Annotated in this window: 23 protein-coding genes; 10 read left to right on the top strand and 13 right to left on the bottom strand. The window is 68.3% G+C overall.

Annotated elements, in window-relative coordinates:
• Nucleotides 1-14 precede the first annotated feature (14 nt).
• The 6 genes from CFB49_RS33395 to CFB49_RS33420 form a co-directional block, all read right to left on the bottom strand.
• Nucleotides 15-1,400 carry an ATP-binding protein gene (locus tag CFB49_RS33395; protein ID WP_069620027.1) on the bottom strand — a complete coding sequence of 462 codons (1,386 nt, stop codon included), beginning with the start codon at nt 1,398-1,400 and terminating at the stop codon, nt 15-17.
• On the bottom strand, nt 1,397-2,062 hold the full coding sequence (locus tag CFB49_RS33400; RefSeq protein ID WP_069620026.1) for a response regulator: 666 nt from the start codon (nt 2,060-2,062) through the stop codon (nt 1,397-1,399). Before CFB49_RS33400 ends, CFB49_RS33395 begins: the two co-directional genes overlap by 4 nt.
• 24 nt (nt 2,063-2,086) lie before the next feature.
• Nucleotides 2,087-2,824, bottom strand: a complete 738-nt coding sequence (locus tag CFB49_RS33405) for a cytochrome b/b6 domain-containing protein (RefSeq protein ID WP_089493515.1) — start codon at nt 2,822-2,824, stop codon at nt 2,087-2,089.
• On the bottom strand, nt 2,790-3,311 hold the full coding sequence (locus tag CFB49_RS33410; protein WP_069620024.1) for a diheme cytochrome c: 522 nt from the start codon (nt 3,309-3,311) through the stop codon (nt 2,790-2,792). Before CFB49_RS33410 ends, CFB49_RS33405 begins: the two co-directional genes overlap by 35 nt.
• 12 nt (nt 3,312-3,323) lie before the next feature.
• Nucleotides 3,324-3,716, bottom strand: a complete 393-nt coding sequence (locus CFB49_RS33415) for a DUF1924 domain-containing protein (protein WP_249190458.1) — start codon at nt 3,714-3,716, stop codon at nt 3,324-3,326.
• A 273-nt stretch (nt 3,717-3,989) separates the two neighbouring features.
• Complete coding sequence (locus tag CFB49_RS33420) at nt 3,990-4,466, bottom strand: hypothetical protein (protein WP_089493516.1); 477 nt, start codon at nt 4,464-4,466, stop codon at nt 3,990-3,992.
• A 417-nt stretch (nt 4,467-4,883) separates the two neighbouring features.
• Here CFB49_RS33420 and CFB49_RS33425 point away from each other — a divergent pair, with 417 nt between their 5' ends.
• Complete coding sequence (locus tag CFB49_RS33425) at nt 4,884-5,372, top strand: lecithin retinol acyltransferase family protein (RefSeq protein WP_069620022.1); 489 nt, start codon at nt 4,884-4,886, stop codon at nt 5,370-5,372.
• 64 nt (nt 5,373-5,436) lie between these two features.
• Here the strand turns inward: CFB49_RS33425 and CFB49_RS33430 are convergent, their stop codons facing one another.
• Entirely contained in the window at nt 5,437-6,693 is a 1,257-nt protein-coding gene (locus tag CFB49_RS33430) for a putative glycoside hydrolase (protein ID WP_069620021.1), read from the bottom strand.
• The gene (locus CFB49_RS33435; RefSeq protein WP_089493517.1) at nt 6,686-7,480 is read right to left on the bottom strand and encodes a polysaccharide deacetylase family protein; all 795 of its coding nucleotides are present in this window, start codon (nt 7,478-7,480) and stop codon (nt 6,686-6,688) included. The genes CFB49_RS33430 and CFB49_RS33435 overlap by 8 nt, the downstream gene beginning before the upstream one ends.
• 270 nt (nt 7,481-7,750) lie before the next feature.
• Between CFB49_RS33435 and CFB49_RS33440 the strand changes: the two genes are divergently transcribed.
• Nucleotides 7,751-9,343, top strand: coding sequence for a bifunctional aminoglycoside phosphotransferase/ATP-binding protein (locus CFB49_RS33440; RefSeq protein ID WP_089493746.1), 1,593 nt, complete (start codon nt 7,751-7,753; stop codon nt 9,341-9,343).
• Nucleotides 9,344-9,473: 130 nt separating this feature from the next.
• Here the strand turns inward: CFB49_RS33440 and CFB49_RS33445 are convergent, their stop codons facing one another.
• From CFB49_RS33445 to CFB49_RS33460, 4 genes are all read right to left on the bottom strand, one after another.
• A complete protein-coding gene (locus tag CFB49_RS33445; RefSeq protein ID WP_179235007.1) occupies nt 9,474-10,733 on the bottom strand; it encodes an ABC transporter ATP-binding protein in 1,260 nt (419 codons plus the stop codon).
• Between the two features lie 119 nt (nt 10,734-10,852).
• Nucleotides 10,853-12,586: an ABC transporter permease gene (locus CFB49_RS33450; protein WP_089493519.1), complete on the bottom strand. Its 1,734-nt coding sequence runs from the start codon at nt 12,584-12,586 to the stop codon at nt 10,853-10,855.
• A 321-nt stretch (nt 12,587-12,907) separates the two neighbouring features.
• Nucleotides 12,908-13,357: a CBS domain-containing protein gene (locus CFB49_RS33455; RefSeq protein ID WP_069620018.1), complete on the bottom strand. Its 450-nt coding sequence runs from the start codon at nt 13,355-13,357 to the stop codon at nt 12,908-12,910.
• A 250-nt stretch (nt 13,358-13,607) separates the two neighbouring features.
• Nucleotides 13,608-14,543: a 1-phosphofructokinase family hexose kinase gene (locus CFB49_RS33460; protein ID WP_089493520.1), complete on the bottom strand. Its 936-nt coding sequence runs from the start codon at nt 14,541-14,543 to the stop codon at nt 13,608-13,610.
• 234 nt (nt 14,544-14,777) lie between these two features.
• On the opposite strand from CFB49_RS33460, the gene CFB49_RS33465 reads away from it, so the two are divergent.
• Nucleotides 14,778-16,574, top strand: a complete 1,797-nt coding sequence (locus CFB49_RS33465; protein ID WP_089493521.1) for an adenosylcobalamin-dependent ribonucleoside-diphosphate reductase — start codon at nt 14,778-14,780, stop codon at nt 16,572-16,574.
• Nucleotides 16,575-16,786: 212 nt separating this feature from the next.
• Here the strand turns inward: CFB49_RS33465 and CFB49_RS33470 are convergent, their stop codons facing one another.
• Complete coding sequence (locus CFB49_RS33470; RefSeq protein ID WP_069620123.1) at nt 16,787-17,434, bottom strand: BON domain-containing protein; 648 nt, start codon at nt 17,432-17,434, stop codon at nt 16,787-16,789.
• A gap of 265 nt (nt 17,435-17,699) precedes the next feature.
• On the opposite strand from CFB49_RS33470, the gene CFB49_RS33475 reads away from it, so the two are divergent.
• From CFB49_RS33475 to CFB49_RS33505, 7 genes are all read left to right on the top strand, one after another.
• Entirely contained in the window at nt 17,700-17,888 is a 189-nt protein-coding gene (locus CFB49_RS33475; RefSeq protein WP_006488308.1) for a DUF2964 family protein, read from the top strand.
• Nucleotides 17,889-18,070: 182 nt separating this feature from the next.
• Nucleotides 18,071-19,567, top strand: coding sequence for an efflux transporter outer membrane subunit (locus CFB49_RS33480; RefSeq protein WP_089493522.1), 1,497 nt, complete (start codon nt 18,071-18,073; stop codon nt 19,565-19,567).
• Nucleotides 19,564-20,637: an HlyD family secretion protein gene (locus CFB49_RS33485; protein ID WP_089493523.1), complete on the top strand. Its 1,074-nt coding sequence runs from the start codon at nt 19,564-19,566 to the stop codon at nt 20,635-20,637. The genes CFB49_RS33480 and CFB49_RS33485 overlap by 4 nt, the downstream gene beginning before the upstream one ends.
• Nucleotides 20,634-23,438 (top strand): ribosome-associated ATPase/putative transporter RbbA, encoded by a 2,805-nt coding sequence (gene rbbA, locus CFB49_RS33490; RefSeq protein ID WP_089493524.1) that lies wholly within the window; start codon nt 20,634-20,636, stop codon nt 23,436-23,438. The genes CFB49_RS33485 and rbbA overlap by 4 nt, the downstream gene beginning before the upstream one ends.
• Before the next feature lie 2 nt (nt 23,439-23,440).
• On the top strand, nt 23,441-24,565 hold the full coding sequence (locus CFB49_RS33495) for an ABC transporter permease (protein WP_089493525.1): 1,125 nt from the start codon (nt 23,441-23,443) through the stop codon (nt 24,563-24,565).
• 170 nt (nt 24,566-24,735) lie between these two features.
• Entirely contained in the window at nt 24,736-24,921 is a 186-nt protein-coding gene (locus CFB49_RS33500; protein WP_069620012.1) for a DUF2964 family protein, read from the top strand.
• Between the two features lie 129 nt (nt 24,922-25,050).
• Nucleotides 25,051-26,454, top strand: a complete 1,404-nt coding sequence (locus CFB49_RS33505) for an MBL fold metallo-hydrolase RNA specificity domain-containing protein (protein WP_069620011.1) — start codon at nt 25,051-25,053, stop codon at nt 26,452-26,454.
• Nucleotides 26,455-26,486: the final 32 nt, after the last annotated feature.

A 26,486-nucleotide genomic window follows, 5' to 3' on the forward strand; every position in this document is an offset into this window, starting at 1 on the left:
GCGTCGATAACCGACTAGCCGGGCGCCGCCGTTTCATCGGCAACCGGCCACGACACGATCACGCGCAGTCCGCCGAGTGCGGACGATCGATCCACCTGGATGTCAGCGTCATGTGCCGCTGCGATTCGCCGCACGATCGACCAGCCGAGGCCGCTTCCGCCCGGCCGGGTTCCCGCCGGCCGAAAGAACCGTTCGCCCAGCCTTCGCAGATCGGCGTCGCCGATGCCTGGGCCGCTGTCTTCGACCCGCAGCACGGTGCGCTGTTCTCGTTGGCCGACCGAAACGGCGATGCACGCCAGCGGCGGGCTGTAGCGAATCGCGTTGTCGACCAGGTTGCGCACCATCGACTCGAGCAATGGCGCGTTGCCGCCGACGATGCACGGCGACGGCGCATCGAGTTCGAGCCTCTGCCGTTTCCCGATCGACCGCGGCGCAGCCTCCGCGACCACCCGTTTCGCCAAGGTCGATACGTCGACCGGTGCGCGGTCCGCCAACGCGCCCGCATCGAGACGCGACAGCAACAGGAGTTGATCCACCAGGCGCGCGGCCCGATCGCACCCTTCGAGCACGCTCCGCAGTGCATGCCGTCGTCGCACGTCATCGGGCTCCGCCATCGCGACCTGCGCCTGCGCCTTGACGGCCGCGAGCGGCGTGCGCAACTCGTGAGCCGCGTCGGATGTGAATCGGCGCTCCGCATCCATCACGGCACGAATCCGCTCGAACAGGGCATTCAGCGCATCCAGCATCGGCCGCATCTCGAGCGGCGTCCGGTCCGGCCGAATCGTGTCGAGTGCCTGCGGGTTCCGCTTCGCCAGCGTTCGGCCGAAATCGCGCAGCGGCGCCGTGCCGCGGCGAACCGCCCAGCCGATGGCCAGCACCAGCAACGGCAACGCAGCCGCCATCGGCCAGAATGCGCTGCGCATGACGGCACCCAGGATCGCCTTGCGTGAGTCGACTCGTTCGCCCACGAACACCTGAACATCGCCGTGCACGCCGTGCACGACGAATACCCGCCACGTATTCCCGTCGATCACGACGGTCCAGAATCCGGAAGACCGAGCGGGCCCGGTGAGCTCGGGCGCCACCATCGGCGTCGACGGCGCGTTTTCGGAATGCAGGCCAAGCCGGCCTTCATGAAACACCTGAAAGGCCACGCGCGGCCCGTACGGGTGAAGGATCGGCGCGTCGATCGCATGGTCGTCGTCATCCGGCCCGCGCACCTGTTGCGCGACGAGCAGTGCCGCCGCCTGCGCGAGGTGGCCGTCGAGCAGCCGGTCGATCTCGCGCCGAGCATCGAGCCAGGTCAGCATCAGCGTCGATAGCCAGACAGCGAGAACCACGGCCGGCACGAGCGTCAGCAGCCGGCCATGCAGCGAACGCGCGGAGAGCACGGCTTTCATGCATCGTCCCGCATCAACACGTACCCCACGCCGCGCACCGTCCGGATCAGCTCGCTGCCGAGCTTGGCGCGCAAGCGATGGATATGGACCTCGACGGCATTGCTCTCCACCTCCTGCCCCCAGCTGTACAGGTACTGCTCGATCTGCTCGCGTGACAGCACCCGGCCGGCATTCAGCATCAGTATGTGCAACAGATCGAACTCGCGCGTGGACAGCGCAGCAGCCACGCCGGCGCGGCGCGCGGTTCGAGACGCGGGTTCCAGCTCGACGTCCTGCGCGTGGAGCCGCTCGGTCGGGCGACCATGAGACCGCCGGACCAGCGCCCGCAGGCGCGCACCGAGTTCGTACAGGTCCACGGGCTTGATCACGTAATCGTCGGCGCCCACGTCGAGTGCCCGGATGCGGTCGGGCACTGCATCGCGCGCGGTCAGGACCAGGATCGGCAACGCTATCCCGTCGCGGCGAATGCGCTGCAGGACATCCATGCCGTCCATGAGCGGCAATCCGAGATCGAGGACCGCCGCGGCATGAACATGCGCGCGCAGCTCGCGCTGGGCCGCGTCGCCGTCATGCACCCAGTCGACCTGAAACCCTTGCTGGCGCAATCCGGCGCGAATCCCGTCGCCGAGCAGGACGTCGTCTTCCACGAGCAGGATGCGCACGATCGAATCCTCCGCCCGTGGCCGTCAGTCGTCGTCCCGGGCCGCCCCGTGCGCGGGGCGGCCGGTGTCCGTCGCGACGGGCCGATCCGATTGAACGGGCTGCGGTGCCGCCTGCCATTGCGTCCACCACCAGCCGATCACGGCTGCCGTCATCACGACAGCGATCCCCCACCGCGCGCGCCGGATGCCGTCGATCGGCGCGCCGCGCTTGTAGCCGGTCACCATCGCGCCGGCCAGATTCTCACGATGCACGACGCTGCTGACGAGGACGGCGGCGACGTGGACCATGACGAGCGCAAGCATCGCGTTCGCCGCGCCCTCGTGAAGATCGCCGAACGATTCGCCGTTTCCGTTGTAGGCTGCCCAACCGGTCAATCCGACGAGGACCGTCATTGCCAGCATGGCGACAATCGCGACCGCGCCGGCCGGATTGTGGCCGACGTGATGTTCGGGCCGACCTTTCACAAGGCTTAGAACGTAGCGCAAAACGGCCGCCGGCGAACGTACGAACGACGAGAACCGGGCATGGCGCGTGCCGGCCACACCCCACACGACACGAAACATGACGAGCGCCAGCATCGTGTATCCGAACGCGACGTGCATCAGCCGCCATCGCTCGCTCTCGGCGGTCAGCCATGCGCCTGCAAAGGCGATGACCATCAGCCAGTGGAATACGCGCAGCGGAGCGTCCCAGACGAGTATCCGTGCGGGACGCGAGCACGCCGGTTCACCGTGTGCCTGGAATGCGGACGAATCGTTCATCGAAGTTTCCTTTGTCTGCTTGCGTATGACATGCGGCGCAATTCGACGGCCGCTTGACCGCGGCGCTGCGCCAGACGGACGCAGGCACCTCGTCGTGCGTGGCGACGAACCACGCCGACCGGGTAATCCTGTCTCCCGGGGGACGGCGCGCCGAGGTGCCCGTCGCCGCATGTGCCGTCAGCCACGTCTCCAGTTGCGCGATCGTTGTCGGGTCCAGCGTGGCATCGGTGCCGAAGTGGCGGTCGAGACCGTTCAGGATGCGGCGCCAGGATTCCGCGGGCAGCGCCCCGGGCGGATAGGCGACGTGGCAAGTCGCGCACTCCTGCTTGTACTTGGGCAGCAACGGAATCGTGGCGCTTCTCATTTCGTCTTCCGCCAGTGCCGCGCGAGGCAGCAGCGACATCAGCAGCAGCGTGAGCACGCTTGCCCGTGCATGTCGCCGCGCAGCGATCCCGCGCGGCGACGTCGTCCAGTCGATGTTGTTCATGATCGTTCGCCGTCAGGGTTTCAGGCTCATGAGCCAGCTCAGGACGTCGGCCTTTTCGATTGCTGAACATTCACGCCCGACGACGTCCTTGCAGTTTCTGCGAAACCACTTTTCGGTCCTGGCGCCGTCCGAGAATCGAGCCGGGTTGAAAGCGGGCGCGAGCGGCTCGATGGCCTTACCGGTAACGACGTGCCTGCCTGCACCGGTCGGCGTACTTCCATGACAGGTCGCGCAACTCCAGTCCCGCCCGTGTCGGGACGTGAAGAATTGCTGACCGCGCGACGGCACGGCGCCGACGCCTGACTGCACCGTATAGCCGGCCAGCAATTGGGCCGGTGTTTCGGCACTTGCGTCGGCGATGGCAGCCGCGCATATGGCAGCCGCCAGCCATGCCCGGCAAAGCATGCGAACCGAGTCGGATAGGCACATCGTGGTTCTCCTGAGCGATGCGTTCATCTTCGGGAGAATTCCTTACCGCATTCTTAACGCACGGATAACCGAGCGCCGTGCCACGCGTGCGGGATGCCGCCAGCCACATCGGTCGTTGTGCCGTGCTCGGCCGTTTGCGCGAGCGACGGCCTTGCATATCCGGAGCTTGTCCATCTCGACTACGGCCCCGGTTCTGACGGGCGAGCCTCGCATTCGCCTCCGTACTCGTCCGTGCCGATCACAGCGTGGCTAGCGATCCGGTTGCGGCCGCGGGCCGGCACACCCCGTACACAGACGCATCGTCCCGCGCCGGTCAGGGTCATGCCACGAAAAGCGCACATCGACGCCCCCCCGCGCCGGGACGACGACGTGCCGAACTTCCTGAACGGCCCGATCGTGCGCGGACACGGTGTATCTCCCCGGCGGCACGCGCGCGAACAGGAACGGCCCGCTCGTGTGAACGTCGAGGATCGTCGACTTGCCCGACGACAGCGAGACATCGACATCGGAAAGATACTGGCCGGACTTCGATGCGAACGTGAGCCGCAGGTTATATCGACGCGCAACGTCGCGAAACGCGGTGACCTCGTCCTGGCCGATTCCGCCGGTGATATAAGCGACACCGTTGCGCACGACCGCTTCGGTCGACGTGTCGGCCAGCGCGTTCGCGCCGACATTCAGCAGGCAGGCTGCCAGCAGCAGCATCTTCACGGTTGTGGTGCCCATCTTCACTCTCCTGATTGACCACGCACATCGCGCATGCGTATCGAGGACGATGCCAGCGTCGCGCGAAACCACAATCTCCCGTTGACGCATGTCAAGTGCGCGGCAGTCGAAGCGCACCCAGCCGGAGCAGGCATCGCGATAAAGCCATCGCGCCCCGTCCTCCCGAGCGGCGCGGCAAGCCTGGACACCCAGGGGTTCCGGATCCGGACGTCGCAATCAGCCGTGACGGCTGTCAGCCGATATTGCAGGGCCCGTCGGAAATTTCCGACACGGCGGCCCGACGCCGGACAGCAAGCTCAGGCCACGCTGATTGTCCCGCGCGGCGGCGCCGCCAATACTGGAGACGTGACAGGGCACAACGTGTTTCGCGGCCGGGGCCCGGTTCTTCCGCCCCGCCGCCGGATCGAGGAGTTGGCGATGATTCAATCGACCGCAGCGCGCGCCGACGATGCCATGCCGACTGGCGAGCCGTCTGTCGGTGCCCACCTCGTGACCCGTCGCCACGGCTATCTGCATCACGGGATCTACGTCGGCGACGGCAACGTGATTCACTACGCCGGATGGTCGCGCCATCTGAGCGGCGGCCCGGTCGAGATCGTGACCCTCGACGGCTTTCGTGCCGGTTTCGAATTCGCCGTCATCCGCCACGCGCGCACGCCGTACGACGGGATGGAAGCAGCACGCCGCGCGGCATCGCGCCTGGGCGAATGCCGCTACCGGCTGCTCACGAACAACTGCGAACACTTCTGCCTGTGGTGTCTGTTCGGCGTCGGGCGCAGCGAGCAGGTCGCGTCGTGCCTGCGCAATCCCGTGCACGGCATGGCGGTCGCGGTCACGCTGATCGCGTGCGTGCTGGTCGCACGGTGGCATCCTGCGGCGGCCGGGCGCGAACGCCCGGTTCGGTAGTCGGCCTGGCATCGGCTGCCATGCCGTCGCTTCGTCGATCGCGACCTTCATCCGGACCTGCCGGTCAGCGCGGGACCGCGACAGGATCGTAGCGATTGCGCGGGTTCCACAGCATCCAGCCATCCGTGCCTGCCGCATCGGCCGCGTCGACCTGCGCGCGAATCTCGTCGGCATCGAACAGCCGGCGATCGAATGCATAGTCGCGAAACGCCTGAAGCCACGGCCTGAACCGGACACCGTCCAGCCCGGTGCGGCGCTTCGCCTCTTCCAGCGACCGCGCAACGATCTCGCCCGGATGCTCGGTCGGTTTCCGGCAACCTGGCAGGCCCCATGTGAAGCCGGACGGATACAGCATCGGCGACACGTAGTCCACCACTGGCACGAGCGCATCGAGCCGCTGTCCGATTGCCGTATCGTCGGCGTTCCAGCAGACATACCCGAAGATATCGGCCGACAGGTAGAGGTTGTACGGCTGCAGCCGCGCGCGCGCGCCGGTGAGGAATCCGCTGATCGCCGCGACCCGGTTGGCTTCGGTATTCGGCTCGGCGAACCGCAGGCCGTTGGCGTCGGGAAACCGCAGGTAGTCGAACTGGATTTCGTCGAAACCCATGCGGGCCGCCTCTTCGGCGACATCGTAATTGTGTTGCCAGGCCGCGCGCGACGTCGGGTCGATCCAGCGCTGATGCTCGCGGTCCTGCCAGACCTCGCCGGCTGCGTCGCGCACAGCCCACTCGGGATGAGCGCGAGAGAGCGGATCGTCCTTGAACACGACGATGCGCGCGATCAGGTAAAGGCCGCGTGCGTGGAAGGTCCGCAGCAGGTCCGGCAGATCGGGCGGATGAACGATCGCGCCGGCTACATTGTTCGCGGCGCCGGAAATCTCACGCGCCTGGCTGCGATAAGGCGTCACGCCGCTGTCGCCCTTCACGTCGATGACGAGCGCATTGATCGCCGTCTTGTCCTGGAGGGCCAGCGCCGCATCGCGCAGCGTGCGATCCGCCACACCGTAAGCGGACAGGTAGACCGCCTTCGGGCGCATCGGCGTCATGCGGATCGTGTGCGCGACCGCGGCCGGCGTCAGCGTGACTTCCGTTCGCGCGTAGCCCGCCGCGCGCACGCTGACGCGTGTCCCGCTCGCATCGAGCTCCAGTGAAAACGCGCCATCGCGATCCGCGGTGCGGTTCACGCCCGCGGCGTGGCCGATCGCGCCGGCCAGCGGGCGCCCATTCGCGGCATCGACGACGGTGATCGCGACCGGCGCCGCCCGGACGGCGAAACCGGCGAGCGACACGAGCAGACAGACGAACAGGCGCTCAATCACGGTTTCCTCCGGCGGCTCTCAGCAATCCGTCCATGCATCGTGTGTCGCACGCGTCCGTCATCAGATAGCGCGGCAGCGCCATGGCCGGGTCGGTGACGCGAACGGGGTGTGCGTCGAGCGTGAACGCCGCGACATAGCCTTCGCGAGCGGCGAACTCGTCGGTCTGCGCATCGTGGATGCCGAACGGCCAGGCCAGCAGCCTGACCGGTTGGCCGGTTTCGGCCTCGAGCCGTGCACGCGACCGGCTCAGCTGGAACGACACGAAACGCCTGTAGTCGTCCGGCGCGAGCCGGGCGCGCTCGGTCCGGAAATTCGGATGCCAGACCGTATGCGACTCGATGTCGAATCCGCCGGCGCGCCCGAGCGTGCGAAGTTGGTCCCACGTCATCGCGTAGCGGGCATTGGAGATGGCCGACGGATAGATGAATAGCGTGACCGGCACCGGATGCGCCGCCAGCAACGGGCGCAGCACCTCGTAGACGGAGCGGTGACCGTCGTCGACCGTGATCGCGACCGCGTGCGCCGGCACGGCATCGCGCTGGCCGTCATGCCAGCGTACGACGTCGGCGAGCGGCACGATGCGGTAGCCGTTCGCCTCGATCGCGTGCAGCTGGTCGCGGAACGTGTCGACGCGCACCGTCATCGAATCCACGCGCGCGGAGGCGAACCGGTGGTAGACCAGGATCAGCACGCGCTGCGGTGGAGAAGCGATCGTCGCGACGTCGGCGGACGCAACCGGCCGCACGCACGACAGCAGCAGCAGGCAGACGATCAGTCGAAAGGCCATGGTGGATGTCGTGGAACAGGTGCCCCATTTTTTGCGATCGCGCCGCGCCATCCACTGAGCCAGATCAACGATCGATCGCGCCGTCAGCGCGCTTGACGCGCATCAAGCCGCAACGAGCGACAGTCGGCTGCAATGAGGGCGTCGCACGCGTGTACCCAGCCTGCCGGCCAGGTCCCGCGACATCGAGCCGACGGGAACGTGCCGTTTCCGTTCGACTACAACCCGCAGGCGCTGCGACATGCAGTTGCCCTGCCCATCGATTCGTTCGCCATGTCCAAAGCGCCACGTCTGCCGTTCACGTCGAGCCGCGGAGCCGCACGACGAAAGGTCATGCAATTCGATCGCGCGTTGCGTCGGCCTGCCACCTACCCCCATCCCGCCGGCCGGATCGTACGGATCGAAACCCACCTGTCCGTCGTCTATCTGGCGGGGCGCTACGCGTACAAGCGCATCAAGCCCGTTCGATTCGCGTTCGTCGATCTCGTCCGCCCTGCACAGCGTCGCCGCTGCGCGCTGGCGGAGTGCACGCTCAACCGGCCGTTCGCCGGCTCGCTTTACCTGGGCGTCTGGCCGATCGTGGCGCGCGGCCGGCGCAGCGTCTTCGGCCCGCCCGTGCAAACCGGCGCGCGTCGCCATCGGCAGACGGCAGGGCCCGGCGAGTACGTGGTGCGGATGCGCCGGTTCGACGCGCAGGCCATGTTGTCGGCCCGCAGCGCATCACACGGCGCGGGACTGGCGGACGCGGACGCACTCGCGGATACATTGGCCCGCCATCATCTGCATGCGCCGCACGGCCTTCGGGGCAGCACGGCCAGCGTCGTGGCGCAATGCCGGCCGTTGTGCGACACGCTCGACGTCACGGTGCCCGAAGAAGCTGCGCTGCGCCGCTGGTACGAGGCCGAGCTGGCCCGCGTCGCGCCGCAGTTCGCCGAGCGGCATGCACGCGGATTCGTGCGCGCGTGCCACGGCGATCTGCATCTCGACAACGTCGTCCGCTGGCGCAACCGCATCCTGATGTTCGACTGCATCGAGTTCGACGACACGCTGCGCTGGATCGACGTGGCGAGCGATCTCGCGTTTGCGCTGACGGATTATTCCGCCCACGGGCGAGCCGACTGCGCCCACCACCTCCTGTCCGAATGGCTCGCCCGCACGGGCGATCATGCGGCGCTGGGCGTGCTGCCGTGCTACTTCGTCTATCGCGCGCTGGTGCAGGCGATGACTGCGCGGCTACGCGGCGACGAGGCGGCCCGCCGTCAGTATCTGCGGGTGGCGTCGGACATGGCGCAGGCACGGTGCGATGTGCGACCGGCATTGCTGCTGTGCCATGGCGTGTCCGGTTCGGGAAAATCGCTGGCCAGCCGCGCGCTTGCGGAACAGATCGGCGCGATCCGGCTGTCCAGCGACGTCGAGCGCAAGCGCGACGCCCGCGCGCCCGAGCACACCCGGCTGTCCGCTGCCGCTTACTCGAATTCCGCGATCGACGCGATCTACGAAAGACTGCGTGAGCAGGCCGGTGTGGTCCTCGCCAGCGACTACACGGCGATCGTCGACGCAACGTTCCTGCGCCGGCGCCACCGAGCAGCCTTCATGTCGCTCGCCGCGCAGCGCGGCGTGCGCGTCGCGATTCTCGATTTCGTCGCGAGCCGGGCAACGCTCGCCGCGCGTGTCGCGGCGCGGGCCGAGCGCGGGTGCGATGCGTCCGACGCCGACACGGCCGTACTGGCGCGGCAGATCGACCATGCCGAGACACTGGCGCCGGCCGAGGCCGCGATCGCGATCCGCTTCGATACCGATTGCGACGCCACGGCATACGGCGACCGCGCATTCTGGGCGCCGTTGTTCGCGGCGCTACGCACCTAGCCGCACGACATATGGCGCTCGTGGAACGCCCCCCGGCGTCCACGGCGGGCGCCGGGCCGGCAAAGTTACGCGCGGAAACGCCGCTCCCCGATCTGACACGTCGCATCGCATCGGATGGAAGCGCGCCCCGTCAACGCCCGAATGTGCGCGTATGGTCGTCGTAATCGAACAGCCCGGCGTAACGGCCCCAGTCGGTCACGACACGCAACGCCTGATCCGCGCCGCGCGGATCGAGATGATCCTCGAGTTCCAGTTCAAAGCGCTCGCGAGGCGCGCGATGCGCGGCACGCTCGTCCAGCACTTCGTCGATATGCGCGGCAAGCGGCACGAATTTGACGACATGCTCCCGAAACAGGCGCCGCCGGGCCTCGTCGTCGCTGTGCGCGAACACGTGGCCCGCCGCGCTCAGCCGGATGGTGCGGTCGTGCCACTCGGCAAAGGCGAGCAGATGGAGCGCGGCGGCGGTCGGATGGAGCGCGTCGGCCCGCATCGCGAGCGCCGACGCAATCGTGCCGAGCTCCGCATGGCCGTCGTACGGCGCGCCCGCCAGTGTCTCGACGAACCCCGCGAGATGGTGGCTCGTCACGTCGGGCAGCGTCATGGCCAGCGCGCCGCCGGCCGTCTCGCGATTCGCCGCCGCATCGGCGATGCGTGCGGTCAGCGTCGCGTAGATCTTGCCGACTATCGCCTGAAAGGCCGGGTCGTGCCGGCTGCGGGGACGCGGCAGCGGCACGTTCAGCGCGGTGTCGATGCGTGCGGGACCGGCGCCGAGCACCAGGATGCGATCGCACATGAGCACCGCTTCCTCTATGTTGTGGGTCACCATCATCACCGCTCGGATCGACAGCTGACGCGCGTCCCACAGATCGAGAAAATCGGTGCGCAGCGTTTCCGCGGTGAGCACGTCCAGCGCCGAGAACGGTTCGTCCATCAACAGCAGGACGGGTTCGCTCACGAGCGCGCGGGCAAACCCGACCCGCTGACGCATCCCGCCCGACAGCTCGCGCGGAAAGGCCGATTCGAAGCCGTCGAGCCCGATCAACTCGATCGCGGCATTGGCCCGTTCGCGCATGTCGCGTGGCGGGAGGCCCAGCGCATCGAGTCCCAGCTCGACGTTTTCGACGACGGTCAGCCACGGGTACAGCGCGAAGGTCTGGAACACCACGGCGATGCCGCTGGTCGGGCCGGCAAGCGTTGCGCCGCGATACGCGACCGCGCCCGACGAAGGCTCGACGAGCCCGCCCGCGATCCGCAGCAGCGTGGACTTGCCCGATCCGGAGCGGCCGAGCAACCCCAGTATCTCGCCCTCGCGCAACGTGAAATCGATATCGGCCAGCACGTGCAGCGGTTCGCCGGACGGTTTCGTGAATGATTTGCATACGGCGCGCATCTCGAGCACGACCGGCGCTTGCTCCGATGACGGCGCGGCCGCGATCGCAACGTTCGCTTGCTTGCATTCACCGAGATTCGACACGCGTGTCTCCCGCGGGTAAAGGATGGGGTCCGGACTCAATTGAGCCGCGTTCTGCGCTCCGCGAACGCATACATCGGGCGCCACACGAGCCGGTTGGTCGCAATCACGAGCAGCGACATGACGGCGACGCCGAGCGCGATGCGCGGAAAGTCACCGGCATCGGTCATCCGCGCGATGTAGGCGCCGAGGCCACCGGCATTCAGGCGCGTGCCGCCCCAGCTCACGGCTTCCCCGACGATGCTCGCATTCCATGCGCCGCCGAATGCAGTGATCGCGCCCGTCACGAAATATGGCAGGATGCCCGGCAACATGACGCGACGCCACCAGGTCGCCGGACGGACCCGGAAGCACGCCGCCGCTTCGCGCAGGTCGGCCGGGAACGCGCTCGCGCCCGCGATCACGTTGAACAGGACATACCATTGCGCGCCCAGGATCAGCAACGGGCACAACCAGATGTCGGGTTCGAGACGAAAACGCACGATCGCAAAGACGGCGACCGGAAACAGCAGGTTGGCCGGAAACGCGGCGAGGAACTGTGTGACCGGCTGAACGCGGGCGGCCACGCGCGGCCGAAGACCGATGGCGATCCCGATCGGCACCCAGATCGCCGACGCGATCACGACGAGCACGCTCACACGGACGAACGTGAGCGCCCCTTCGCCCGCCACGACACGCAGGTCCGCCCAGGTCAGCGTCGCGCGCCCGAGGCTGAACAGCCCGTACGCCGCATACACGCATGCCGCGCCGCATAGCGCGAGCCACAGCGCGTCACCCGCGTGCCGCGGCAGCGCCATCCGGCCGCGCCACGGCCATGTCGCCGCGGGCAGCCGCGCAAGCGCCACGCGACGCAACAGCATGCCGACCGCGCTGCCCGCGCGGGCCATCCATCGCGATCGATGGAACAGGTCGAGCAGCCAGCTGCGCGGCGCGACCGCGGGCGCGGCATCGCCATGGCGGAACCGTTCCGACCACGCAACCAGCGGCCTGAACAGCAACTGGTCGTACAGGACGATTGCGATGCTCATCGCGACGATCGCCCAGCCCACCGCGGCCAGGTCGCGGTTCGCGATCGCCTGCGCGACATAGGCGCCCACGCCCGGCAGCTCGACGTGCAGGTTGCCGACCGCGATCGCCTCGGACGCGACCACGAAGAACCAGCCGCCCGACATCGACATCATGGCGTTCCAGACAAGGCCGGGCATCGCGAACGGTACCTCCAGGCGCCAAAAGCGCTGCCACGCCGAAAGCCGGAAACTGCGGCTGGCCTCGTCAAGGTCGAGCGGCACCGTGCGCAGCGCCTGGTAGAAGCTGAACGTCATGTTCCACGCCTGGCTCGTGAAGATCGCGAAGATCGCGGCGCACTCGGCGCCGAGGATTCGCCCCGGAAACAACGACAGGAAGAACAGCACCGTAAACGACAGGTAGCCGAGGACCGGCACCGACTGAAGCACGTCGAGCAACGGAATCAGCACCCGCTCCGCCGACCGGCTCCGGGCCGCCGCGGTCGCATAGACGAACGTGAAGACGATCGACGCGAGCAATGCCGCGAACATGCGCGAGACGGTACGCAGCGTATAGCCGGGCAACGCCGCGGGAGACAGCGAGATGGTCGGAGGATGCGCGACTGCGAGCGGGCCTGCCATCTGGTGCGCCGAGATCCCGGCGAGCAGCAGGACGCTGGTGACGATCAGCATCGCGGCGAGATCCCGCCAGCCCGGTGCGGGCAGCGTCCAGCGACCGCCCCGCAATACCTCCGCATGGTGCTCCACGGTGCCCCTCCCCGCCGATGATGGCGGTTCATCTTCCGGGGCAGGGGAGCCAGCCGGGTTGACCTGCGTCAACCGTCCCGCAGTGCCGGCACCCGGCGCGCCACTCGGCAACCGTGCGCTGGGCCGCAACCGCGCCGCGGCGCCGCACGTCCCGCGCCCGTCGTCGAAACCGACCGGCTGACCCGGCGATTCGGCGATCCGACCGGCTACGAGAACCAGCCCGTGTTCGCCCGAAATCGCCATCGTCACGCCCTCTTCCCGGCCGTGCTCGCGCACGCCGTTGCCGCGGGCACGTCGCAACCACCCCCGACGTGCACCGCATCATCCGCGCTGTTTCTCCTCGAAATACGGCTGGCGTGCCGCCACGAGGCGTAGTTCGTCGAGCAGCGCCGCGGCCGCGCGCAGCAGGTCGTCGAGCGACACGATGCCGACCAGCTCACCGCCGTCGCCCACCACCGGCAATCGGCGCACGCCATGCTGGCGCATCCGCTTCGCGAGCAGCCAGAGATCGTCGTCGACGTCCGCGACGGCGACCGGGGCCGACATGATGTCGCCGACGAACAATGAACCGGCCGGTGCGTCGGGGCCGACGACGGCGAGCACGATATCCCGGTCGGTCAGCATGCCGACCGGCTCGCATCGTCCTTCTCTTTCACGTACGACGACCAGATCGCCGGCGTGCGTATCGCGCATCATCGCGGCCGCCTCGACGACGGTCGTCTGCACGGAACACATGGCGACATCGCGGGTGCAAAGCATCGCGGCATTCATGTTCCCTCCCCTGCCCGGGCGACGCGGGCCGTCGGTCGACTCGTGATCGACCCGCGCGAACATCGATCTTCGCTCTTGCGGCACGAGCGGTGTTGACGCAGGTCATCAAGCGCACGCATACACCTGAAACAACCGGCGATTCGGCTGACGCAATGCCATTCCACGCCGCGGGTTCGCGTGCCCGTTACGCCACGCCGAAGCAATCCTCGCACACGTCGAACGACTCTGATGTGTTCGCGCCGCCCGCCCGTCAGCTTGCCTGCACAACCAGCTCGGCATGAATCCGCTCGACGTCGTCGCGCGTGCACAGTGCCGTCCCCGGATGCTCGACCGAAGCGGCCGATGCCGCCAGCGCGTAGCGGCACGCGCCGTCGAACGGCACGCCGCGCGCCAGCGCCCACACCATGCCGCCGACGAAACTGTCGCCGGCGCCGACCGTGCTGCATACCGCCGCCGGCCTGCCGGGCAGGCGCAGCGTGCGATCGCGCGTGACGACCCATGCGCCGCGCGCGCCGAGCGTCAACGCGACGATGTCGGCCTGGCCGCGCGCCACGAGTTCGTTCGCTTTCCGACATGCCGACGAGTCGTCGAGCGGTTCGCCGGCCAGCGCGCTCAGTTCGCCGATACTGGGCTTGACGAGATGCACGCCGGCCTCGAGGGCCGCCTGCAGCGCCCGGCCCGCTGCGTCGACCACCACGCGGCTGCCCCTCGCTTTCGCCGTCCGCGCCAACGTCGCATAGAGATCGTCGGGGGCGCCGGGCGGCAGGCTGCCGCTCAGGACGAGATAGCGGGGCACCGGTTGCATCGCGTCGATGCGCGCCGCGCAGTCGCGCCACTCGGCCTGCGTGAGCGTCGGCCCCGGCATCAGGAAGCGGTATTCGCGCCCGGTCGCGGTCTCGGTCACGCACACATTCTCGCGGGTCTCGCCGGCGATCCGGATGCGCTCGCTCGGCAGATGCTCGGCTTCGAGCAGCCGTGTCAGGACGTCGCCGGTCGGCCCGCCGGCGAGGTACAGCGCGACGCAATCGCCGCCGAGCCGGTGAACGGTCCGGGCGACGTTGATTCCGCCGCCGCCGGGGTCGCGCCGCGGCCGCGCGCAGCGCAGCTTGTGCGACTCGACGATGTGCTCGACCGACGTAGCAACATCGACGGCGGGATTCAATGTGACGGTAACGATGTCGGTCATGGTGAGTGGCTCTCGGTCGATGGCTGGGGCGCCCCGCCGGCTTCTCGCGACGGACGCCGGCGCGGCGACGCCCGGCAACCGATGCATGCCGGCCGTGGCTCCACATTACGTTCGATGCCGGCCATCGCGTTGACCGCCGTCAAGCCACGCCGCGAAGGCGCCCGCTTGCGCTCGATCAACGACGCGTCCGGGCGGACTCCTACAGTGAGTCATTCATCGTTGCCGAGCCCCGCCATGGACGAGCAGCCGCTTTGCACCACCGTGTTCACCGAACGCTATGCGCGGCCCGGCGAAACGTCTCGCGAGGCCCTCTTCCATCGCGTCGCGCATGCGCTGTCGCTCGCCGAGCCGGCCCAACTGCGTACGCAGGCGGCGCGCGCGTTCTTCCGGAACCTGCAGCGCGGCGCCATCGGCGCGGGCCGCATCCTCGCGAACGCCGGCGCGGATATCGGCGGGACGATGATCAACTGCTTCGTCCATCCGCTCTCGATGCCGCCGGGCGCGCCATGGGCCGCCATCGACGCAGCACTCGCGCATGCGCTCGACGACGCACGGCTCACACTGTTGATGGGCGGCGGAATCGGCTACGACTTCTCGCCGGTGCCGCCTGCCGGCGCATATGACCGGCGCGTGTCGTCCGAACGAGGCGCATGCGTCGCGATCGACCGTTTCGACGCGATGTGCCGGGCGCTGCCGTTCACCGGCCCGCGCCGGGGCGCGCAAATGGGGGTGTTGCGCTGCGATCATCCGGATCTCGTGGCATTCGTCGCCGCCAAGCGCGGACGGGCGCGCTGGCCGACGTTCAACCTGTCGGTCGGCGTCACCGATGCGTTCATGGAGGCAGTCCGGCAGGACCTGCCCTGGGCGCTCGTCCATCACGCGCGGCCCCTTTCCAGGGCCGGCGCACGGCCCCGGCGGCCGGACGGACAGTATCTTTACGCGACGATTCCGGCACGCACGCTCTGGCACGAGATCGTCGGCGCGGCACGCGACAGCGCCGAGCCGGGGCTGCTGTTCCTCGACACGATCCGCGACGCGAATCCGCTGCGCGAACACGAACGGATCGACGCGACGAACCCGTGCGGCGAGCAGCCGCTGCCGCCGTACGGCAGTTGCGTGCTCGGGCCGATCGACCTGTCGCGTTTCGTCCATCACCCGTTCGGGGTCGACGGCAAGCCGCGCTTCGATTTCCCGGGGCTCGCCGACGCGGTGCGCATCCAGGTGCGCATGCTCGACAACGTGCTCGACCTGACCGCGTGGCCGCTCGCCGCGCACGCCCACGAGGCGCGGCGCACGCGCCGCATCGGAGTCGGCGTCACCGGCCTGGGCGACGCGCTGACGATGCTGCGGCTGCGCTACGACGGTGCGCAAGCGCGGGCGTTCGCACGCGGGATCGTGCTGACGATGCGCGAGCATGCGTTCGCCGCCTCGGCCGCGCTTGCCGCCGAGCGCGGCGCGTTTCCCGCATACGATTCCTCCGCCTATCTGTCCGGCCCCGCGCACCGCATGCCGCTGCCGCTGAAGGTGCACCACGCGATCGCGCGGCACGGGCTGCGCAACAGCCACCTGCTGTCGTTCGCGCCGGCCGGCAGCGTGAGTCTCGCCTTCTGCGACAACTGTTCGAACGGGATCGAGCCGGCGCTCGGCTGGACCCAGCGGCGCCTCGTGCGCACCGCGGACGGACGGGTGCGGCCGTTTCGTGTCGAGAATCACGCTTACCGGCTGTTTCGCGACCTGCATGGCGGCACCGTCAGGCTGCCGGATTATTTCGTCACGGCGGCGGACATCGCGCCGGTCGATCATGTCGCGATGCTCGCGGCGCTGCAGCCGTGCGTCGACGCCGGCATCTCCAAGACCGTGACGCTGCCGGCGCAGTGTTCCCTCGCGGATGTCGACGCTCTGTTCTTCCAGGCATGGCGTGACGGGCTCAAGGGAATCACGGTGTTTCGGCCCGATCCGCGGCTCGCGTCGGTCGTGACCGCCGATGCGACGCAGGCGCGGCGCGAGCGCCCGGTCTGCATCGGCTGTTGAACGATGCACGCAGACCAGCGGCCGACGCGCGGCGCAACGCGGCGATCGCTCGTTCAGACCGGAGCGTCCGTGGTCAACCCGGAGTAGTCGAATGTCTTCTTCATGACGTCGAGGCTGTGCGCCGGACCTGCGACCGCTCAGGCCGCGTCACGGGTCCAGTCCGCGCGCAGCATGTCCTCGCTGTCGCGACAGTTGAATGACAGGCACGACGGTCATGCGACGGTCAACCGGTCGACCACCTCGCGCACGCCCCTGACCGACGCCGCCGCGCCGCACGCGGCACGCCTTTCCGCCAGCGACGCGACCGTGCCCGTCAGCGTGACGACGCCGTCGTCTGCATCGATCGCGATCCCGGCGGATTCGCGCTGCGCGCGACGGGCCAGCGCTTCGGCAATCCGGGTGCCGACGTCGGGCACCGTTTGGTCGGCCCGCACCCGAATGCGATTCGCGACACCGACGACGCCTTTCATCCGGCTCACCATTTTTTCCGCTGCGCGGCTCTGGAACGCATGATCGACCTCGCCGTCGAGCGTCACGCAGCCGTGATCGACTTCGACGCGAATCTGGTGATCGCGCAATGCCTCCTGCCAGCCGAGCGCGAACGTGATCGCGATCGCCAGTTCGTGGTCGGCGCAGGCATCCTCCGGCGGCTCGACGTTCAGTTCGAGCACCAGTGCGCGCGCATCCGCGACATGCAGCGCGGTTTTCTGCGCTTCGAGCTTCTGGGCCCAGCTGTCGACCGTGCCGCGCAGCGTCACGATCCGGTCGCGCACGTCGACGTCGATCCGGCGCGAATCGATCGCCGGATTCCAGAACAGCGCCTGCTCGACATCCTGCTTGAGTGCTGCATCGGACTTCATGTCGGTCTCCCGTCCCGGCGCGTGCCGATCGCGGAGCGTGCGACCGGACGTGTGCCGTAGCCGATTCAGGATCGCGCATGGCGGCACCGGCAGCTTGACGAGGATCAACCAACCGCAGGCTTGCGGCGTCGGCGGCACGGTGAGTAACCGGCTGATTTGTCCGTTGATGCAGATCAACGGGCCGCCGGAGCGCGACTCGATCATGGCGACAGACGCCGCGAACATGTCGCGCCGAGATGACCGAGCCGCTTCCCGGGAGACCGTCATGAACCGAAAGCAGTACCGCATCGCACTCGCGACGCTGAGCGTGTTCATCGCGCTGGCGTCGCTGGCCGGCATCGTGCACGGCATGCTGTTCGACGAGCGGGTGTTCAGGTATTCGATCGTCACGTTGATCCTGAGCATCCTGTCGTTCGTCGTGCTGCTGAATCTCGCGCCCGGCGACCGCCCGTAAATCGAACATCGGCTGGACGATCGGCCGTATGCCTGTCAAGCGAGGCTTCACTCGAAACGCATGACGGCCGCAGTGATGCAGATCAAGGGAGCACGCGGCATTCGTCGGATATAAGTGAACCCGAAGCGGCGTCGCCATGCGGGCGGCGCCATCCCGTGTTCGTATAGCCGATGAGGGACCCCATGCGCGCCGTCGCGCTTCCGCCGCTGTTTCAGCCTGCCGCCGCGCGGCGCGTTCGTCTCGTTGCGCTGGCAGCCTGTGCGGGCCTGCTGTCCGGATGCCTGTCGTTCGCGCCACCCGACGAACGTCCCGCCGCGCCGATCCCCGCCGCGTTCCCCGACCCTGCCGCTCGCAGCGCCGTCATTGCGCAGGCGCCGCCTGCCTGGCAACACTACTTCGTCGACGTCCGTTTGCGCGCGTTGATCGAGCAGGCGCTCGCCGACAATCGGGATCTGCGCGCAGCCGTTGCACGCGTCGAACAGGCTCGCGCCGTCTATGGCATTCGCAGCGCGGATCAGTGGCCGACGATCGGCGCCGGCGCGGCCTATGCGCGGTTTCGCACGCCGGGCGGCTTCCTGACCCCGGCGCCGGTCATCGGCCAGGTCTACGAGATCCAGCTGGCGGAGACGCAATGGGAGATCGATTTCTGGGGCCGCGTGCGCAACCTGAAAACGTCGGCGCTGCAGCGCTATCTCGCGAGCGATGCCGCGCGGCAAGCGGTGACGCTGAGCGTGATCACCGGCGTGGCGGACGCCTATCTGACCCTGTGCGAACTCGATGAACGGATCGCGCTGACGCGCGCGACGATCGACACGCGGCGCGAATCGCTGCGGATTTTCCGGCTGCGTCACGCGGCCGGCGCGATCTCGCGGCTGGACCTGACGCAATCGGAGATCCTGCTGCAGCAGGCCGAATCGCTTGGCGTCCAGTTGCAGCAGGCGCGTGCATCGGCGGCCGATGCGCTGGCGTTGCTCGTCGGCGCGACGCCGGCACTGGCCGACACGCCGCTGACGCTCGACGACGGCGCGGTGATGCCGTCGCTCGCGCCCGGCCTGCCGTCGTCGCTGCTCGCCCGGCGTCCGGACGTGATCGCGGCGGAGCACGAACTGCAGGCCACGCGCTCGAACATCGGCGCGGCACGCGCGGCGTTTTTTCCGCGTATCGCGTTGACGAGCGCGATCGGTTCGGGAAGCAGCGCACTGCATGACCTGCTGTCGTCCGGAACGGGCGTGTGGTCGGTGATTCCCAATGTCACGCTGCCGCTCGTCGACGGCGGCCGCAATCGATCGAATCTCGCCCTCGCGCACGCCCAGCGCGACGAGGCGCTCGCCCAGTACGAGAAGACCATGCAGCGCGCATTTCGCGACGTGTCCGATGCACTCGCCGCACGCTATTGGCTCGCCGACCAGGTCGCGATCGAACGGGCGACGCTCGCGTCCCAGGCCGAGCGCGCGCGGCTGGCGAAACTGCGCTACGACAGCGGCGCCACCCGCTTCCTGGAAGTACTCGACGCACAACGCGACCTGATGAACGCCGAGCAGCAATGGGTGATGACGCGCCGTGCGCTGTTGTCGAGCCGCGTCGCGCTGTACGGCGCGCTCGGCGGCGGGACGACCGAGACCGACAGCGCCGCCGCGGCATCGAACCACCTTTCCATCGATTCGGGTTCCAGACCATGAAGACCATCAAGCGCCCTCTTCTGATCGGTGCCGGCGCGGCCGTGCTCGCGGTCGGCCTCGTTTACTACGGCTGGACCCGCTGGCGCGACGCACGGACGGACGCCGGGCTCGTCAGCGGCAACGGCCGCATCGAGGCGACCGAGATCGACGTCGCGACCAAGCTGCCGGGGCGCGTCACCGCCATGCTCGTCGACGAAGGCGACTTCGTGAGCGCCGGTCAGCCGCTCGCCCGCATGGACGTGGTCGTCCTGCGGGCACAGCTCGACGAGGCGCAGGCCCGGGAACAACAGGCGGTAAACACCGCGGCGAGCATCGACGCGCAGGTGGCCCAGCGTCGCAGCGACAAGGCCGCGGCGGCCGCGCTCGTCGTGCAGCGCGAAAGCGAGCTCGACGCGGCCACGCGCCGGCTCGCGCGGTCCGAAACGCTGTCGCGGGACGGCGCGTCGTCGCTGCAGGAACTCGACGACGATCGCGCGCGCGCCGGCAGCCTGCGCGCGACCGTGAACGCCGCGCGCGCCCAGGTAGAAGCCGCGCAGGCCGGAATCGACGCCACCCGGGCCCAGCTCGTCGCCGCGCGCTCGGCCGTGACGGCCGCGCAGGCGACCGTCGCACGCGTGCAGGCCGACCTCGCGGACAGCGAGCTGACGTCGCCGCGCGACGGGCGGGTCCAGTATCGCATTGCCGAATCGGGCGAAGTCCTGCCGGCAGGCGGCAAGGTGCTCAATGTCGTCGACCTGTCCGACGTCTACATGACGTTCTTTCTGCCCGAAACGGTCGTCGGCAGAGTCCCGCTCGGCGCCGACGTGCGAATCGTGCTCGATGCGGCGCCGGAATACGTGATTCCGGCACGCGTGTCGTACGTGTCGAGCACGGCGCAATTCACGCCGAAGACGGTCGAGACGGCCACCGAACGGCAGAAACTGATGTTTCGGATCAAGGCGCGCATCGACCGCGATCTGCTGCAGCGCCACCTGAAGCTCGTCAAGACCGGCCTGCCCGGCGTCGCGTGGCTGAAAACCGATCCGAACGCAGCGTGGCCGGCACGCCTCGCGATCAAGGTGCCGCAATGAAGGCCACGTTGCCTGCCGATGCCGACGCGGGCGGGACCGAAGGCCCGCCGGCTTCCATGCAATCGGGCGCGGTCGCCCGGCTGTCGCGTGTCTCGTTGCGCTACGGCGATACCTGCGCGCTCGACGACGTGACGCTCGATATTCCGGCCGGCCGCATGATCGGGCTGATCGGACCGGACGGCGTCGGCAAGTCGAGCCTGCTCGCGCTCGTCTCCGGCGCGCGTGCGATCCAGCAGGGCCGCGTATGGACGCTCGATGGCGATCTGTCGTCGCGCGGCCATCGCGCACGCGTATGCCGGCGTATCGCCTACATGCCGCAAGGGCTGGGCCGGAACCTGTACGCGACGCTGTCGGTCGAGGAAAACCTGCAGTTCTTCGCCAGACTGTTCGGCCACGATGCGGCCGAGCGACGCCGCCGCATCGACGCGCTCACGCACAGCACCGGCCTTCATGCGTTTCTCGACCGCCCCGCCGGCAAACTGTCGGGCGGCATGAAGCAGAAACTCGGCCTGTGCTGCGCATTGATCCACGATCCCGATCTGCTGATCCTGGACGAACCGACGACCGGCGTGGATCCGCTGTCGCGCGCCCAGTTCTGGGAATTGATCGAACGTATTCGCACCGCCCGCCCCGCAATGAGCGTACTCGTCGCCACCGCGTACATGGACGAGGCCCGGCGTTTCGACTGGCTGATCGCGATGGACGCCGGCCGCGTGCTCGCGACGGGCAGCCCCGGCGACCTGCTCGCCCGCACCGGCTGCGACACGCTGGAAGCCGCGTTCATCGCGTTGCTGCCGGAAGCGCGCCGGCACGGGCACCAGCCGATCCGGATAACGCCGTTCCAGCCCGACGCGGCCGGCGGCTACGCGATCGAGGCCGACGCGCTGACGATGCGGTTCGGCGATTTCGTCGCGGTCGACCACGTGAGCCTGAAAATCCGTCGCGGCGAAATCTTCGGCTTTCTCGGCTCCAACGGCTGCGGCAAATCGACGACCATGAAGATGCTCACGGGCCTGCTCGCCGCGTCCGAAGGTACGGCGACGCTGTTCGGCCGTCCGGTCGCCGCGAACGATATCGATACGCGCAGGCGGGTCGGCTACATGTCGCAAGGGTTTTCGCTGTACGGCGAACTGACCGTCAGGCAGAACCTCGTGCTGCATGCGCGCCTGTTCGGCGTACCGGAATCGGACCTGCCCGCACGCATCGACGAAATGGTCGGACGCTTCGGGCTCGCCGAGGTACTCGATGCGCTGCCCGAACGTCTGCCGCTCGGCATGCGGCAGCGGCTGTCTCTTGCCGTTGCGATGGTGCACAAGCCCGAACTGCTGATCCTCGACGAACCGACGTCCGGCGTGGACCCGGTTGCGCGCGACGACTTCTGGCGATTGATGATCGAGCTCGCGCGCAACGATCGCGTGACGATTTTCATTTCGACGCACTTCATGAACGAGGCCGCCCGCTGCGACCGCATCTCGCTGATGCACGCGGGTCGCGTGCTGGCGAGCGCCGCGCCGGACGAACTGGTTCGCCTGCGCGGCGCCGCCACGCTCGAGGACGCGTTCATCGGCTACCTGACCGACGCGCAACGCGTGGACGGCGCACCCGCGGACACGTCACCGGGCGCCGGCTGGCTGGCCGTATCGCCCGCCGCGAGCGATACCGCCCACGGCGCCGCCTGGTTCAGTCCGGCGCGCGCCGGCAGCTACCTGTGGCGCGAAGTGCTGGAACTGCGACGCGACCCGCTGCGCGCGACGCTGGCGCTGTTCGGTTCGCTCGTACTGATGTGCGTGATCAGCATCGGCATCAGTCTCGACGTGGACAACCTGACGTTCGCCGTGCTCGATCGCGATCAATCGATGCTGAGCCAGGACTACGCGCAGAATTTCGCGGGCTCCCGCTACTTCGTGCCGCGCGCGCGGCTCGTGGATGACCGCGACATCGATCGCCGCATGCGCAACGGCCAGCTGTCGCTCGCGATCGAGATCCCGCCCGGTTTCGCACGCGACGTCGCCCGCGGCCGGCACGTGGAGATCGGCGCGTGGGTCGACGGCGCGATGCCGATGCGCGCGGAAACGATCCGCGGCTATGTGGCCGGCATGCACGAGAACTGGCTGCGCGATCAGGCGAAGCGCCGGCTCGGCGTGTCGCTCGTCCCGGCCGTCGATGTCGCGATCCGCTATCGGTACAACCCGGACGTCAAGAGCCTGCCCGCGATGATCCCCGCGATCATGCCGATGCTGCTTCTGATGCTGCCCGCGATGCTGACGGCGCTCGCCGTCGTCCGGGAACGGGAGCTCGGATCGATCGTCAACCTGTACGTGACGCCCGTGACCCGCGCCGAATTCCTGCTCGGCAAGCAGGCGCCGTACGTGATGCTGGCCATGCTGAATTTCCTGCTGATGGTCGTGCTGGCCGACGTCGTGTTCGGCGTGCGGATCAAGGGAAGCTTCGCGACGCTGGCGGCCGCGGTGCTGATCTTCAATGTCGTCGCCACCGGCATCGGGTTGTTTGCGTCGACGTTCACGCGCAGCCAGATCGCCGCGATCTTCATGACGATCGTCGGCACGCTGATCCCCGTCGTGCAGTTCTCGGGCCTGCTCACGCCGCTGTCGTCGCTGGAAGGCAGCGGCAAGTGGATCGGTACGATCTATCCGGCCACCTACATGCTTGCGATCAGCCGCGGCGTGTACAACAAGGCGCTCGGACTGGCCGAGCTGTCGTCCCAGTTCTGGCCGCTGCTCGCGGCCGTGCCGGTGATCATGGTGACGACCGGCATCCTGCTGCGCAAACAGGAGCGCTGATCGTGTCGCGCCTGCTCGCCATCTACCGGCTCGGGATCAAGGAACTCTGGAGCCTCGCCCGCGACCCGATCCTGCTCGCGCTGATCATCTATACGTTCAGCGCGTCGATCTACGTCGCCGCGACCGCACGCCCCGAAACGCTGCACAAGGTGCCGATCGCGCTCGTCGACGAAGACGCGTCGCCGCTGTCGGCGCAGATCGCGGCGGCGTTCTTTCCGCCGCAGTTCGCGCCGCCCCCGATCGTCGACGCCGGCGCGGCCGATCGCGGCCTCGACAACGGCGACTACACGTTCTCGCTCGACATTCCGCCGGACTTCCAGCGCGACGTGCTGGCCGGCCGTCACGCGACGATCCAGCTCAACGTCGATGCGACCCGCATGACGCAAGCCTTCACCGGCAGCACCTACATCCAGCAGATCGTGTCGGGCGAGATCGACGCGTTCGCGCGGCGCTACCGCGGCACGCCATTGCCGCCCGTCGATCTCGCGATGCGGATGCGCTTCAACCCGAATCTCGACGAGGTCTGGTTCGGCGCGCTGATGGAACTGATCAACAACGTGACGATGCTGTCGATGATCCTCACCGGCGCCGCGCTGATTCGCGAGCGCGAACACGGCACGATCGAGCATCTGCTCGTGATGCCGGTGACCGCGGCGGAGATCATGCTCGCGAAGGTCTGGTCGATGGGGCTCGTCGTCACGGTGGCGGCCGTCGCGTCGCTGACGTGCGTCGTGGGCGGCGCCCTGCACGTGCCGATTCCCGGCTCCATCCCGCTGTTCGTGGCCGGGATGGCGTTGCACCTGTTCGCGACGACGTCGATGGGGATCTTTCTCGCGACGCTCGTGCGCAGCATGCCGCAGTTCGGCATGTTGCTCGTGCTCGTGCTGCTGCCGCTGCAACTGCTGTCGGGCGGATTGACGCCGCGCGAAAGCATGCCGGTGGCCGTGCGGGACATCATGCTGGCCGCGCCGACGACCCATTTCGTCGAGCTCGCGCAACGCATCCTGTACCGGGGCGCCGGCTTCGATGCGGTGTGGCCGCAGTTCGCGGCGCTGTTCGCGATCGGCGGCGTGCTGTTCCTGCTGTCGCTGATGCGGTTCCGCAAGACCATTGGTCAGATGACTTGATCGTTCCACGGCCTCATCGCCCCATCGCACGCGAGGCCGGGATTCGCCTGTTGATACAGATCAACCGCGCCGGAAGCCGGTACGCGATCATGATGCCCTACCTTGCGAAATCGCAAACTGCCGCTGCGCGCCAACGCGGACGAACGCCAGCCGCTCCCCGGGAGACCGTCATGATTCGCCATTCGTACCGGACCGCGCTCGCCACGCTGGGCGTGTTCATCGCACTCGCATCGCTACTGGGCGTCGTGCACGCGATGCTGGTCGACGCGCACGTGCTGCCTTACGCGATCGTCACGCTGGTGTCGGGCGGCGTCGCGTTCGTCGCGCAGCTCGATCCCGCACCGGGCGAGCGCTAGCGAGACAGCCGGACGCGTCGCATTCGACATCCTGCTCGAGGCGGGAATCGCTGATTTCCGTCAATCGCCGCGCGCCCCTTCGCGATGTAATCGACGCACTGAACCCGTCAATTTTCAAGAAGGCGAACGATGAAACTGACTTTTCTCGGTGCGACCGAAACCGTGACCGGCTCGAAGTATCTGGTCGAGCACGGCGGCCGGCGCGTGCTGGTCGATTGCGGCTTGTTCCAGGGCACGAAAAACCTGCGATTGCGCAACTGGAGCCCGCTGCCGCTCGCGCCCGACACGCTCGACGCGGTCGTGCTCACGCATGCGCATATCGACCACACCGGCTATCTGCCGGTGCTGGCGCGCGAAGGCTATCGCGGGCCGGTGTACTGCACGGCGGCCACGGCCGAACTCTGCGACATCATGTTGCGCGACAGCGCGCGGTTGCAGGAGGAAGAAGCCGACTTCGCGAACCGGCACGGCTACTCGAAGCATCATCCGGCGCAGCCGCTCTATACGCTCGACGATGCGCAGCGGGCGCTGCGGCTGCTGAAGCCCGTCGCCTTCGACGAATGCACGGCGCTCGGCGACGGCCTGGCGTTCCGCCTGCTGCCGGCCGGGCACATCCTCGGCGCGGCGAGCGTCGTGATGCACTGGGATCACAAGGTGCTCGCGTTCTCGGGCGACCTCGGCCGCTATCACGATCCGATCATGCAGCCGCCGCGACCGCCGGCGCATGCGGACTATCTCGTCGTCGAATCGACCTACGGCGACCGGCTGCATCCGGAATCCGATCCCGAGAACGCGCTCGCCACGCTGTTCGACACGACCTTCGCGCGCGGCGGGGTCGTCGTGATGCCCTGCTTCACCGTCGGCCGCGCGCAGGAGATCCTGCACTACATCGCGCGGCTGAAGGCGTCCGGCCGCATGGCGCGCGTCCCCGTGTTCGTCGACAGCCCGATGGCGACCGACGTGACCGAAATCTATCGCCACCACATCCTCGAACACCGGCTGACGCTTTCGGAAGCGAACGCGCTCGGCCACGCGGCGACGATGATCCGGACGGTCGAGCAGTCGAAGGCGATTGCGGAACACCACGGGCCGATGGTCATCATCGCCGGCAGCGGCATGGCCACGGGCGGGCGCGTGCTCCATCACCTGAGCCGCTACGCGCCCGACGCGCGCAACACGATCGCGCTGGTCGGCTATCAGGCGGCCGGTACACGCGGCGCGGCGCTGGCCGCGCACGAACCGACGGTCAAGATTCACGGCGAATACGTGCGTGTGCGCGCGCAGGTCGAGTCGATCGCCGCGCTGTCCGCGCATGCCGACTACGAGGAGATTCTCCGGTGGCTCGGTACGATGCAGCCCGCGCCCGTACGGACCTTCATCACGCATGGCGAACCTGCATCGGCGGACGCACTGCGGCGGCGTATTTCGGAGCGATTGCATTGGCCGTGCGAAGTCCCGACCTACGCGCAGACCGTCGATCTCGATGCAGTCGAATCGGGCGATGCGCGCGAGCCGGCCGCCGTTTCGTCCTGACTCCGGCGCCGGCGAAACACCGGTCGGGCGCG

It is taken from the genome of Burkholderia sp. AU17457, from assembly GCF_002223255.1.
In the GTDB taxonomy this organism is placed as follows: Bacteria; Pseudomonadota; Gammaproteobacteria; order Burkholderiales; family Burkholderiaceae; genus Burkholderia; species Burkholderia sola.

Coding starts and splice junctions, on each gene's coding strand:
- CFB49_RS33395 (WP_069620027.1), bottom strand. CDS start 1,400: ATGAAAGCCGTGCTCTCCGCGCGTTCGCTGCATGGCCGGCTGCTGACG.
- CFB49_RS33405 (WP_089493515.1), bottom strand. CDS start 2,824: ATGAACGATTCGTCCGCATTCCAGGCACACGGTGAACCGGCGTGCTCG.
- CFB49_RS33410 (WP_069620024.1), bottom strand. CDS start 3,311: ATGAACAACATCGACTGGACGACGTCGCCGCGCGGGATCGCTGCGCGG.
- CFB49_RS33415 (WP_249190458.1), bottom strand. CDS start 3,716: ATGCTTTGCCGGGCATGGCTGGCGGCTGCCATATGCGCGGCTGCCATC.
- CFB49_RS33420 (WP_089493516.1), bottom strand. CDS start 4,466: ATGGGCACCACAACCGTGAAGATGCTGCTGCTGGCAGCCTGCCTGCTG.
- CFB49_RS33425 (WP_069620022.1), top strand. CDS start 4,884: ATGATTCAATCGACCGCAGCGCGCGCCGACGATGCCATGCCGACTGGC.
- CFB49_RS33435 (WP_089493517.1), bottom strand. CDS start 7,480: ATGGCCTTTCGACTGATCGTCTGCCTGCTGCTGCTGTCGTGCGTGCGG.
- CFB49_RS33440 (WP_089493746.1), top strand. CDS start 7,751: ATGTCCAAAGCGCCACGTCTGCCGTTCACGTCGAGCCGCGGAGCCGCA.
- CFB49_RS33445 (WP_179235007.1), bottom strand. CDS start 10,733: ATGCGCGCCGTATGCAAATCATTCACGAAACCGTCCGGCGAACCGCTG.
- CFB49_RS33455 (WP_069620018.1), bottom strand. CDS start 13,357: ATGAATGCCGCGATGCTTTGCACCCGCGATGTCGCCATGTGTTCCGTG.
- CFB49_RS33460 (WP_089493520.1), bottom strand. CDS start 14,543: ATGACCGACATCGTTACCGTCACATTGAATCCCGCCGTCGATGTTGCT.
- CFB49_RS33465 (WP_089493521.1), top strand. CDS start 14,778: ATGGACGAGCAGCCGCTTTGCACCACCGTGTTCACCGAACGCTATGCG.
- CFB49_RS33470 (WP_069620123.1), bottom strand. CDS start 17,434: ATGAAGTCCGATGCAGCACTCAAGCAGGATGTCGAGCAGGCGCTGTTC.
- CFB49_RS33475 (WP_006488308.1), top strand. CDS start 17,700: ATGAACCGAAAGCAGTACCGCATCGCACTCGCGACGCTGAGCGTGTTC.
- CFB49_RS33480 (WP_089493522.1), top strand. CDS start 18,071: ATGCGCGCCGTCGCGCTTCCGCCGCTGTTTCAGCCTGCCGCCGCGCGG.
- CFB49_RS33485 (WP_089493523.1), top strand. CDS start 19,564: ATGAAGACCATCAAGCGCCCTCTTCTGATCGGTGCCGGCGCGGCCGTG.
- rbbA (WP_089493524.1), top strand. CDS start 20,634: ATGAAGGCCACGTTGCCTGCCGATGCCGACGCGGGCGGGACCGAAGGC.
- CFB49_RS33500 (WP_069620012.1), top strand. CDS start 24,736: ATGATTCGCCATTCGTACCGGACCGCGCTCGCCACGCTGGGCGTGTTC.
- CFB49_RS33505 (WP_069620011.1), top strand. CDS start 25,051: ATGAAACTGACTTTTCTCGGTGCGACCGAAACCGTGACCGGCTCGAAG.